Raw genomic sequence first — 11,452 nt, forward strand, 5'->3', positions numbered from 1 at the left:
TGCCCGACGTTCATGTAACGATATGGAAACACGTTATTTATCGTAGACATCCCCTTTGTAAGCACAACGACTACCAGGAATTCCATAGCAACGCATTACGCAACTTTTCTCCATGTCTTAGCTGTATTGCCAGAAAAAAAGCACCATGTCCCAAGAAGTACCGCATAATTCAGATTGACGAAAAAGTAGATTAAACTTACCGGACGCAATTCACGGAATTCAGGCTTGAGATAGGCAGCAACCGCTACACCATAAAATACCAGTTGCGCGACAAGCGTGATGGTGAAAAACAGACCCGCCAGGAAAAAATTCGCGAAAAACACGGAGAGCATCCAGAACGGAACCAGGAGTCGGAATATCTTGTGGGACAAGAAACACCACCAGATTGAATCCTGAAGCGGCGACATCAGCTCCGGCGCAATCTTCAGTAGCTGCCAATTGCCAGCCAACGTACGAATCTTTCTGGTCATTTCAGAACGCATGTCTTTGGAAACCGTGTCGTAGGCGACAGCGGAAGGATCAAAAACACATCGCTGGCCCTGCATGACGATGATCATCGGGAGCAAGACGTCATCAAGAATCGTCTCTGCCGGAATATCTTTGTAGAGTTCTCTGCGAATCGCATAGATGGCACCCGTTGCGCCAACAACTGAACCGCCCTGGCTTTCCAGCTTCCGGACCATCTTTTCATAACGCCAATATACGCCCATTTCCTTCTGGATTGTGCTGGCACGTTGCTCAACGAAAACCAGTTCTCCGCTGACGCAGCCGATCTGTGGGTCGTTGAAATTAGCCACCAGCTCCATCACGACTCGTCTGTCGAACCACTGGCGACAATCGGCAAAAACGATGATTTCTCCCTGTGCTTCACGAACGCCCTTGCTCAATGCAGATGCTTTCCCTCTGGATGGTGCGCAGACAAAAATCCTGACCAACGCGCTTCGTGCCGCACATTCCCGCACGATCTGGTTGGTATTGTCATCCGAACCGTCCGAGACAACAACGATTTCAAAACGGGCTGATGGATAGTCCAGTTCAAGAAGATTGTTGATCCGCTTTTCAATATTTTTCTCTTCATTTCTCGCTGCGATGACAATGGAAACCATCGGCAAAATATCACAATATTGCTTGTTGATTGGCTTTGGGAAGAGTTTTGACCGAATCAACAAAATAAACGGATAAATAATATACGTGTAGAATATAAAAAACATTGATAGTATGAATATAATTTTCATATAATATCTTTCGACGCCATGGTCATATCTATGTTGTGTATTGGATATCCTGTATACCAATCACTATTGTTAACGTCACTTACAATGGCCTTGGCGACTGTCCGGGGCATGGGGGGACTTTGAAAAATGCTTGCAGAATTTTCTCTACGCATTCATCCAGTGACCATCTGTCTGTCTCCAGCACCAAGTCCGGATCCAACGGCTCCTCGTAGGGAGCGGATATGCCGGTATAGTTTTTGATCTGGCCAGAGCGGGCCAGTTTGTAGAGTCCTTTTACATCGCGTTGTTCACATACTTCCAGCGGACATTTGACGTAGATCTCGAAGAATCGACCACAGTTGATCAGTTCTCTGGGCTTTCCCCGGTCCGTGCGCATGGGGGAAATAAAAGCCGTTAGGCAGATGATCCCGGCATCCAGGAACAGCCGAATCATTTCGGAAATACGTCGCAGGTTTTCAGCACGCCCCTCGGGAGAGAAGCTCAAATCCCGACACAACCCCTGGCGGACGTTGTCTCCATCAAAAACATACGTCAGCTTTCCCAGCGCGTGCAGCCGCTCCTCCACGGCATGGGCGATGGTGGACTTGCCAGATCCGGACAGCCCCGTGAACCAAAGCACCATGCCGGTCTGCCCGAGCAGTTCTTCCCTGTGCTCACGTCGCACTTTGCCTCGGTACGGAACAATATTTCGACACTCTCTCGTGGAGCCTGAATTCGATGCATATTTTTGATTTATGCTGGACATGGCTTCCCTTCTGGCAAGCAATAACGGCCTTGCAACAAAACTCCTTGTCCGGAAAATCTGGACAATCCGGTCAATATAGATTGAACTGCTGGACAGAAATTATGCTGCGTCGTTGTTATCATTTGCATTATTTATCAATTATATTCATACGGTTACTGTTTTCACTCTTCTCATCCTGGATAAATCAGGCGTGGCAACCGTAATCATTTGGATAAATCAACATGCTGTGCTTATTACGAAATCTCATTTTAAATCAGGAAATAACACTTCAAAATCATGCTCGACCTTGCAAAATAAATACCACACGCCAATTCAATAATTGACGAAAAGCATCGTAAAAGATCAATGTTGTCGGACTTGGATGACCGAAGACTTCGCAAGGAAAAGAACGGCACGTTTCTTGATATCGTTATCGACGATATTCAACGCAAGCCTGATGTGCCTGCATTGCTCGATGGTCTTCCTGATGGTGTCGTTGACGATCTTGATCTCTATTCGGAGATCAAGTGCATATTCATGCAATAACCAAACAGGTGTTCAACATGACAAAGATTCTGATGGTGGCTGGAGCAAGACCAAATTTTATGAAAATTGCGCCAATTTTACGAGAAATGAAGCAAAATCATGCTCAATCGATACTGCCGATCCTGGTGCATACTGGCCAGCACTACGACGAAAACATGTCCGGCTCTTTTTTTACCGAACTGGGCATTGCCCGGCCGGACTATAATCTGGAGGTTGGCTCGGGGACACATGCGGAACAAACCGCGGCGGTAATGGTCAAATTCGAACAAGTTTGCGACATGGAAAATCCGGACATGGTCCTGGTGGTCGGCGACGTCAACTCAACCATTGCCGCCGGTCTCGTCGCCAAGAAAATGGGCATCTGTCTGGTGCATGTGGAAGCTGGTTTGCGCTCGGGAGACCGGAGCATGCCCGAAGAAATCAACCGACTGGCCACGGATGCCATCAGCGATATTTTCTTCACCACGGAGAAAAACGGTACGGAAAACCTGTTGCAGGAAGGCAAGGCGCCTAAGGACGTGCATTTCGTGGGGCACGTCATGATCGACAATCTGTTCTACCAGCTGCAACGGCTTCAGAAAAAGGACCCCGCTGAGCTGAACATGTACCGGTTCAAGCAACGGCTCCCCCAAAAATATGCCTGCCTGACCCTGCACCGGCCAGCCAACGTGGATCGACCGCAAGACATTCAACCGATCATCGCGGCCTTGATGGATGTCAGCGAACGCCTTCCGATCGTTTTTCCCTGTCATCCACGAACCAGGGCAAAACTGGAAGCATTCGGCCTGCTGCAACAAATACGCTCACCGCAAGAATCGGACGATCCTCTCGAAACCGGCATCATTCTTTTCCCTCCCCTGGGATATGATGATTTTCTCTATCTCTGGAAGGACGCCGCCATGGTGCTGACGGACAGCGGAGGCTTGCAGGAAGAGACAACGGCCTTGAAAGTCCCCTGCTTGACGCTGCGCACCAGCACGGAACGCCCGATTACCATGGAGGAGGGCAGCAATGTCCTGATCGGGACGGACATGGAGCTGCTGCGCCGGACAGTGGACCAGATCATGGCCGGGAAATGCAAACCTTCTCGTGTTCCAAGTCTTTGGGATGGACAAGCCAGCAAAAGAATCGCCCAGGTATTGTGCGCTTGGGATCATTGACCGCGATGGGAGCATTCAGGGTTGTCGAGTCCGAGCAAAAGAACCTCAATCATCAATCAGCTCCGCTTTTCAACGTCGTCGCGAACTCCCTCGTCGGCTTCACGGGTCAAACCCATTGCAGAGCCCCTCTCTTCATCGCGAAGCGGAAGCCAAACCGTAAAAGCGGCCCCCTTGCCCTTCTCGCTCAACACCTCGACCCGGCCGCCATGGGCGGCAATGATCTGTTTGCATTGATACAAACCGATGCCCAATCCGCCAGGTTTCGTGGTCCTGAAGGGGGTGAACAGGCCTTGGGCCAGAAAATCCTGGTCAATCCCGCATCCCGCATCCGTGACGCGAAATCCTGCCCGGCCATTCTCCCGGACCACGGCCACACTGATAGGACCGTTATTTTTCGTGGCCTCCAAGGCGTTAAGCAACAGATTGAGCAGAACCTTGTGCAATTCCTCCCGGTCCGCCACCACCAACACGGGATCCCCGACGATCGTAACGGGTGCCGTCTCAACAACTGTACTCACCGCCTCTTCAACCAAATTCCGAAGATCGACCCGTTGCTTGTTCAGACTGATAGTCCCAGGGAGCTCCTTGAGACGGGCAATCAACACCTTCATCCTGTTGACCGTGTTCCCCAAAGACTGGAGCATGTCCCGCTGAAATTCGGGGTCGGCGATGTAGTCTTTGGCATTGTCCAGAACCAGAGAGAGTGTGTAGACGAGGTTTTTCAAATCATGAGCCACAAAGGCGGAAACCTTCCCCACTGCCTCCATTTCCCGGGCCTGGACCAACTGATCGGCCAGGTGAAAATTCAGCAGGGCCAGCGCCACTTGGCGGGACATGGCCTTGATCAGGTCATAGTCTTCAAAGTTGTAGATTTCTCGGGCGTCCAGGGGAGCACCCAGGGAGATGAAGCCCTCCAAACGACCACCGATATGCAATGACGTCAGCAGGACGATCCTGTTTTCCCGGATAAAATCAGCCTGGTCGCTGGTCTGGGTTTTCAGGGGCTTCTCTTTCAGGTTCAGGACCCAGTCTTGCGCGGACATGGGTGCCAGGAGGGGATCGTCGGAGCTGAAAACAACCTGCGGAGTTTTCATTTCACAACAGGAGCTGCACAGCAAAACATTGGTGTCGTGATCGCGCAAAAACAGGGCGACCCGGCCCATGCCGAACGTGTCGCGATAACTTTGGAGCACTGCGGCGTACAGCTCATCCCTGGTCTTGGCTCTGGACAGTCGATCCGTGAGTTTCTGCCATTCCAGGCGGTAATCATACTTGTTTTTGTAAAAGTGTTTGACCAGGAAGACCCGGATCTTGCGCTTCACCGTTTCGGACAACAGGGCGATCAGCAGCAGGGTTCCGACAAGCAGGGCAAGCACCGCCGCCAAAGCGCCGGGAAACTCCGGTCCGAAATGCTTCAGTCCCTCCCCCAGAAGCCCCAGTCCCAGCAGGTACAGACCGACAGCCAGCAGAACTACGGACCTGAAAGCCATTTGCCGGGACAGGATAATTCCGACCTCGTGGTTACGCCGTAGAAGGGAATAACCGATCAGGGCCGCGCCCAGAAGCAATGCCGTTGAACGTAGCGAAATCAACTGCATGTTGATGGTCCTGAAGAGCAACCCCTGGCTGAAATAGAAGATCAGACCAACCAGGACGATTCCGGAACCGATCAGGGCCAGTTTGACTTTCCAGCGGTCGCCGTGACTGGTCTCGGCCAGGGTGGTCTCAAGGTTGATCAGGGGCAGGACGAGAAACAGGAACAGGCCGACGTAAAACGCGAAGGCCGACGAGGAGAGGAACAACAGCCTCTCAACGGCGAAATCGGGTGAAAAGTAGAAGCTCTCGAAGGAATGGGAAAGCACCATGACCGGAAAGGTCAGGGTCAGCGCCAGAAAGGCGATCTGGAAAAGGGAGACGTTCTTGATGCCCGGTTTCCTGGCAAAGGACAGACTGAAGCCAAGCCAGGCCATGGGCAGGATTCCCTCGGCAAACATGGCCAGGCGACGCCATTGAGGCAGGCTTTCCGGATCGCGCAGAGCCAGCAGGTCAAACAGCTCCAGGGATGCCGTACCGACCAAGGCGAAAAACAGCCACGCCAGGCTCCAGGACCCCCGCCCGCGGGCCAGCACGTAAAGCGGCATGCCGATGGCCGTCAGGATCGCGGCCAGGGAGAGAAAGGTCTGGAGCACCACGAGCGCGATCCTCCGGATTTATAGAAAATAAATCCATGTCATGACGGCAGAAATTCCCGGATAACGGGATAAAAATCCGTGGCAAAGTCCTGGGATCGCTTGATGGCCTGCTTCGAATCGCCGTCAAACCGGGAGGATATTCGAATGAAAGCCGTGTCCCTTCGACCATGCAACAGGGCGCCCGTTATCTCCGCCAGCCTGAGCGCGTACTCGTTGTTCAAGGATCGATCCCGAACCTGGAACCAGTACAAAAACAGTTCGCTTGCTTCACCATGCTGGTAAACAGCCTGAACCATGTGCACCGTGTCCGAACCGATCTCCATGGCTACATGTTCGCTGGAGCGAAGAAACCACCCGCTCCCCGGCAGGCAGTGCTTCGGTGAATGGATTCCCCCGGTTTCTTTGCCGCCATCATAGAACCCCACGTGCAGATCAATATGACGACCATCATCCCGGGCATATGTCCTGTTCATGATGTCCGTGGGCTTGAGAATACTCAATACCCTCGTGCTGAACTCATATTCGTTGATCATCCGCCAGCCCTGATGCTCGGTGGGAAACTGCGCAAAGGGCTTGTTCAACGGGATCACGGTCTCGGCATGCGCATGCATGTACAGTATGCCGAGCAAGAGCAGGATATACACAATGACGAATCGCTTCGTGGTCAACACGTTCTTCTCCTTGTCTCAGGGCCATTTTGTTCTCTGCAAAATCTTTATAATTTCAGAGCGGTAGATTGCAGTATGTTTAAAGGGAACCTCCAGGGTGGGCCAGCAATCATCGAAATCGAAATCGCTATCGAAATCGGAAAGTTACCAGAAATCGATTTCGATCACGATTTCGATTTCGATACAGACTCAGAGCGCCCGTAGTGCAAGAACAAATCTGTCCTTCTCCTTGTCTGGTTACAGTGACGGCGTCTGGCAATGACGCGCGCCGTTCACTCCCTTTTCCCGATGAAACTGAGCAGTCCGCCCAGCCCCAGGAGGAGAACCATGGCCACGGCGAACACGGCAAATCCGGCGAAATCGTGAAAAAAACCCTCTGCGACCTGGGCGCCCCAGTATTGAGCCAAAAAACCGGTGCCGATCACGCGCATGGCATTGGTCAGCACGGCGATGGGAATGGCGGAGGCGATGATGATCGCCTTTTTGATATGGCTCTCCTGGGTAAGGAAGGCAAAGGCCACGGCCAGGGCCATCAAGGACATGATGGAACGCAACCCGCTGCAAGCGTCCGCCACCTCCAGCACCGTGTTGGGGAACATGATGATATTGCCCTCATTCCAGACCAGCACGCCCAACAGTTTGAGCGTGCTCACGGAAACTTCGGTGACGAAGAGCTTCAGCGGAAAGGCCGCCGCATCGTAGATGATGTAGGGAATGGGTATCATCAGGACCAGGAAGAGCAAGGGCAAGGCCATGATCTTGAACACCTGGGTCCCGAACCAAAAAAGGGTCATGCCGCACAACAGCACCACCAGGGACAGGCGCATGTTGAAGTATTCGGTGCCCAGCCAGGCGAGAAGCAACTGGCACAAGCCGGCGACTATCACGACCAATCCGAAATTTGACGGAGCGACATGCGTATCCCTGAGTTGTTCCCACCGCTGGTAGAAAAAAAAAGCCGAAATCAAGGGCACGAGGAATCCGTGGGAATAGTTTTCATCACTGGACCATTGGACGACCATGTCCGGGACTACGGAATAGTAGAGCCCGATCAACACGGGCAAAACAAGGAGAAGATGGAAGCGAAACTTGTGGAGAGCTTCGGAAAACGTCATTGTGTGGAACCCTTGGCCATGGTTGGAGATGCCGCGATGGTCGTCCGCCAGATGCCGGATGCGCTTCGCTTATCCGGCCTACATCAACATCAAAATCTCTCCTCCCCCGTCATTCCGGGATTGTTTGTAGGCCGGATAAGGCGGGAGCCGCACCTGGCACAACGGCTGCACAGTACAGTGGAGTATGTCCGGACTTTTTGAGCAGATACGGCCGACGCTGTTAAAAATGCAGGCGCAGCTCCAGAACAACCCGATTTTCCTGAAAGTTGTCCCTTGAAAGCGGGTCTTGGGAAGAGGAGTCCGTGTATTGATATTTCAGGGATGCGACCAAATCCCGCGTCAAAAGGTAGCGTAGCCCGAAAAAGGCGCGCCATTCGTCGATACGGATTTGATGTTGATTTTTCCGACGTTGCGCAATCAAGCCGGTGTTGGCGGAAAGACGTTGGGTCAGGGCATGCCCGACCGTCAGACCTGTTGCGTATTTGGTCTCCTTGGGATCCTCGAATTCAGAATAAGACGCGAACAGATTCACGGCCCCGCGGTCGTATTGCCGGGCCAAGCCGGCACCAATGACGGTTTCCTTGCGGGTCGTGTCTCTGATCGGATCATCCACATAGCGGACCGTGGTGCCCAGTGTGGCGACGTATCTGCCCATGGCATGACTGAGGCCCGCGCTCCAGAACAGGTCGCTGGTGTTTTCGCGGCCGGTCCTGTCCCTCCATGTGGTGCCGACCCGGCCAAAGGCCCTGGTCGACGGCGAAAAGACATACCTTGTGCCGACATAAACATTCTGTCGATATTCGCGGTCCTGATCGTCATGACCGTCAAAATATTCAACCACCATGGAATAACCGGAAGTCAAGGCCAGTTTATAGGTGAGTTGGTAGCTCCCGTCCGCGAAAACCGTGTGGGATTGGCTGTTTTTGGCAATATCTTCCTTGTACCAGGTGTTGGAATACCGATATCCGGTGCGCAGGCTGGTGCGGGCCGTGGGCTGGAAGGCAAAATAGGGGGAGATCGTGAAAATGTTGCGGTCTGATGAATCCCTGTCTCTGACATCATCCCCGGCAATCTCCTCGACCAGGGGCTCCATGTCGGAACCATCCTGGTCCGCCTCTGATTCCGGATCGTCATTGAATTGGGGATCGCCTGAAGCACGCACCACGTTCAGGTCCGTCCGCTTGTAGACATCGCTGACTTCAAGGTAAAACAAATTGTCAATGATGCGAATCAGTCCCCTCGCGTTCAGGACATGCCGATAGTCATGCCTGTCCATGCCGCCGTCGGCGGCCCGCTTTTCCTCCGTGTAATAGCGATACTCAAACCCATAGTTGAACCTCCAGTCCCAGAGCGGCGCCCTGTACCTTGCCGCAACACCGGGCATGACCTTCGTGGTGAAGGCGGACCGTTTGTCCGGCTCCTGGTCGATGTTATCCGAGTACTCCTCGCTGATGGCGATGGACGGTCGAATGGTAAAATCAGCGGCCAGTATCTCGCCGTGGTGCATGATGGCAATCATGCTCGTCAACATTACCAGCAGTACAAAGACTTTCCGCGGGAATCGAGGCCTCAGCACGCAATTCATTGGATGCTCCTTGCGTTGCGGTCCGGTTTTCAGGCTGTGCGCATGCATTTCATTCTCGTCCCTGCACGATTCCGTCTGGATACGTGCAAATAGAGAGAGTGGGATCATTACCACGATCTTTCCGCCTGCCGATCATTGCACTGAAAAAGCCTCGCTTCTCCAGTGGTTTTGCATCAGCAAGAGCAAGACGGGGTGTTTCTACTTCCGCCGGGGTAGAGGGTCTCGTTTCCTGGAGAGTATTCTTGAAGTGGCCATTGCTGATCTCTTCCGCCAGGATTTCAAATTGCAGGGAATGTTGGGCCATGGAGGCTTCCAGGTCATTCATCCGATCGTGAATGCCCAGCATGAGGTCTTCGCCGTACTTCTCGGAATTCTTCTCCAACAAATCCAACCGGTGGACTATGTCCCGGAGGTACAAGGACAGTTTTACTTTGGTTCTCTGGAACTCTCCCGATGCTCCCCGCGGGTTCCGGTCCGAACACGATTCCGGCTTTCTGGCCTCGACATCCCAGAACTGCTGCTCGAAATCGAGTTCCTTGATGATCTCCTGGGCGGTATGCCCATCCATGTCCCTGGTCTGCTCCGAGTACATGGAAAGCATCAGATAATCGCAGATGATATTGATGAGTCGAGGCACGCCCCGGCTCTGGGCATGGATCAAGTCCAGGGCCTCGGAGGAGAACCTTGCCGCGTCACGGCCACCGGCTCTTTCCAGGCGATGGAGAATGTATTTTTCAGTCTCTTCAAGGGACAACGGTTGAATATGGCAATTGATGTTGATGCGTTGCCGCAGCTGGAGCATCTCCGGCGCGGCCAGAACCTTTTTCAGTTCCGGCTGCCCTACCAGAATAATCTGCAAAAGTTTGGCCTGATCCGTTTCCAGATTGGAGAGCATGCGCACCTCTTCCAACAGCTCTGGAGAAAGATTCTGGGCTTCGTCGATGATCAGCACGGGCTGCATGCTTTTGGCGAATTGATGAATCAAAAACTCATTCAATTCCCGGAGCAGAACAATCTTGTCCTTGCCCTGCACGGGCAATCCAAAATCATCATTGATCATGGAAATCAGTTGCTCGGAGCTGACTTTGGTATTGAAAACCTTGGATAGGACAACCCGGTCCAGCTTCTTTTTGATCAAATCCCTGATGATGGTCGTCTTGCCCGAGCCGACTTCCCCGGTGATCAGGATAAATCCGGAGCGGTCCTTGATGCCGTAATCCAGGTAGGTCATAGCCCGCCTGTGGGATTTGCTCTGGAAGAGAAACTCCGGGTTGGGCAGGAGATCAAAGGGTTTGACGCGAAGGCCGAAAAAATCTTCGTACACAAATGCTCCGGAACTGGTTAACGCTGATCAGACGACGCATAATAATTATTGTTATAATAATACGCATAACTGCTGCTCATGGCGTCAAAGGCCGCCTGATTGTAGACTAGGCCCAGGATATTCGCGCCATGCATGGCATCGAGCGCCTCCTTGACGTCCTCCGGGGCACAGAGGCCGTCCTTGACCACGACAATCACGCCGTCAACGATTCTGCTCATGGTTCGTGTTTCCGCGAAAGGCAGTACGGGCGGCGTATCGATGATGACGTACCGATCCGCGTAACGGTGCTTTATCTCCGTTATCAACGAGCTCATTTTATTGGAGGAAAACAACGCGCCCGGATTTGAGGTAATCCGCCCGGCAGGCAGGATCATCAATCTGCCGATCCCGGTCTTGAGCAGAACCTTCTGGATTTCGACATTGTCCAGGAGGCAGTCCGTCAGACCCGGTTTTGCGCTGAGATCCAAATACTTTTCTACGGAGGGCTTGCGGAGATCAGCGTCAATCAACAACACCGTATGGTCGAATTCCTGAGCCAGGCTGATGGCCAGATTCAGGGAAGTCGTGGTCTTGCCTTCGCCGACCATGGCACTGGTAACCATCAAGGTGTTTTTTGTCTGATCCGTCCGGGTCAGCTTGATGACCATCTCCTTCAGTTTGCGATACTCTTCAGCTATGGAGGACTGGGGGGCGGTGGCCGCGACCAGCGTAGGGCTGTTGACGGATATTGCACCCAGAGGAGGGGTAAAAATCTCCCCCGGGGGCGCTGACGTCATTTCTGCTTGGGAGGCGGGCTTTATCCGTCCATTATGGTTCTTGCCCGCGGAGCGAGACTTTACGGCCTTTTCCAGTGCTTCTTCAATTCTGCTCATATTCTGTGTCCAATGGGTCGTTAACTGGGGT

The 11,452-nt window shown here is 52.9% G+C and carries 9 protein-coding genes; 1 reads left to right on the forward strand and 8 read right to left on the reverse strand.

All coding sequences use genetic code 11. The features are described 5' to 3' along the window. Positions 1-95 precede the first annotated feature (95 nt). Both DESLA_RS19045 and cysC read right to left on the reverse strand, forming a co-directional pair. The gene (locus tag DESLA_RS19045; RefSeq protein WP_051434432.1) at positions 96-1,235 is read right to left on the reverse strand and encodes a glycosyltransferase family 2 protein; all 1,140 of its coding nucleotides are present in this window, start codon (positions 1,233-1,235) and stop codon (positions 96-98) included. A gap of 79 nt (positions 1,236-1,314) precedes the next feature. Next, on the reverse strand, positions 1,315-1,980 hold the full coding sequence (gene cysC, locus DESLA_RS19050; RefSeq protein ID WP_051434433.1) for an adenylyl-sulfate kinase: 666 nt from the start codon (positions 1,978-1,980) through the stop codon (positions 1,315-1,317). A 557-nt stretch (positions 1,981-2,537) separates the two neighbouring features. Between cysC and wecB the strand changes: the two genes are divergently transcribed. Continuing rightward, positions 2,538-3,665 carry a non-hydrolyzing UDP-N-acetylglucosamine 2-epimerase gene (gene wecB, locus DESLA_RS0106070; RefSeq protein WP_281172426.1) on the forward strand — a complete coding sequence of 376 codons (1,128 nt, stop codon included), beginning with the start codon at positions 2,538-2,540 and terminating at the stop codon, positions 3,663-3,665. A gap of 56 nt (positions 3,666-3,721) precedes the next feature. Here the strand turns inward: wecB and prsK are convergent, their stop codons facing one another. The 6 genes from prsK to DESLA_RS0106105 form a co-directional block, all read right to left on the reverse strand. Then, positions 3,722-5,857, reverse strand: a complete 2,136-nt coding sequence (gene prsK, locus DESLA_RS19055; protein ID WP_051434434.1) for an XrtA/PEP-CTERM system histidine kinase PrsK — start codon at positions 5,855-5,857, stop codon at positions 3,722-3,724. 38 nt (positions 5,858-5,895) lie between these two features. Next, positions 5,896-6,528 (reverse strand): exosortase C-terminal domain/associated protein EpsI, encoded by a 633-nt coding sequence (locus tag DESLA_RS0106080; RefSeq protein ID WP_028571768.1) that lies wholly within the window; start codon positions 6,526-6,528, stop codon positions 5,896-5,898. A gap of 269 nt (positions 6,529-6,797) precedes the next feature. Further along, a complete protein-coding gene (gene xrtA / locus DESLA_RS0106090) occupies positions 6,798-7,640 on the reverse strand; it encodes an exosortase A (RefSeq protein ID WP_028571769.1) in 843 nt (280 codons plus the stop codon). Between the two features lie 220 nt (positions 7,641-7,860). Beyond that, complete coding sequence (locus DESLA_RS0106095) at positions 7,861-9,159, reverse strand: outer membrane beta-barrel protein (RefSeq protein ID WP_169732599.1); 1,299 nt, start codon at positions 9,157-9,159, stop codon at positions 7,861-7,863. A 115-nt stretch (positions 9,160-9,274) separates the two neighbouring features. Continuing rightward, entirely contained in the window at positions 9,275-10,549 is a 1,275-nt protein-coding gene (locus tag DESLA_RS19060; RefSeq protein ID WP_051434435.1) for an XrtA/PEP-CTERM system-associated ATPase, read from the reverse strand. A gap of 17 nt (positions 10,550-10,566) precedes the next feature. Then, positions 10,567-11,421: an XrtA-associated tyrosine autokinase gene (locus DESLA_RS0106105; RefSeq protein ID WP_028571771.1), complete on the reverse strand. Its 855-nt coding sequence runs from the start codon at positions 11,419-11,421 to the stop codon at positions 10,567-10,569. Positions 11,422-11,452: the final 31 nt, after the last annotated feature.

The sequence above is a fragment of the Desulfonatronum lacustre DSM 10312 genome, assembly GCF_000519265.1.
GTDB lineage: Bacteria > Desulfobacterota > Desulfovibrionia > Desulfovibrionales > Desulfonatronaceae > Desulfonatronum > Desulfonatronum lacustre.

Bases quoted from the DNA above. Each gene is read 5' to 3' on its own strand.
- cysC (WP_051434433.1), bottom strand. From the start codon at position 1,980: ATGTCCAGCATAAATCAAAAATATGCATCGAATTCAGGCTCCACGAGA.
- wecB (WP_281172426.1), top strand. From the start codon at position 2,538: ATGGTGGCTGGAGCAAGACCAAATTTTATGAAAATTGCGCCAATTTTA.
- DESLA_RS19045 (WP_051434432.1), bottom strand. From the start codon at position 1,235: ATGAAAATTATATTCATACTATCAATGTTTTTTATATTCTACACGTAT.
- DESLA_RS0106095 (WP_169732599.1), bottom strand. From the start codon at position 9,159: ATGATTGCCATCATGCACCACGGCGAGATACTGGCCGCTGATTTTACC.
- xrtA (WP_028571769.1), bottom strand. From the start codon at position 7,640: ATGACGTTTTCCGAAGCTCTCCACAAGTTTCGCTTCCATCTTCTCCTT.
- DESLA_RS0106105 (WP_028571771.1), bottom strand. From the start codon at position 11,421: ATGAGCAGAATTGAAGAAGCACTGGAAAAGGCCGTAAAGTCTCGCTCC.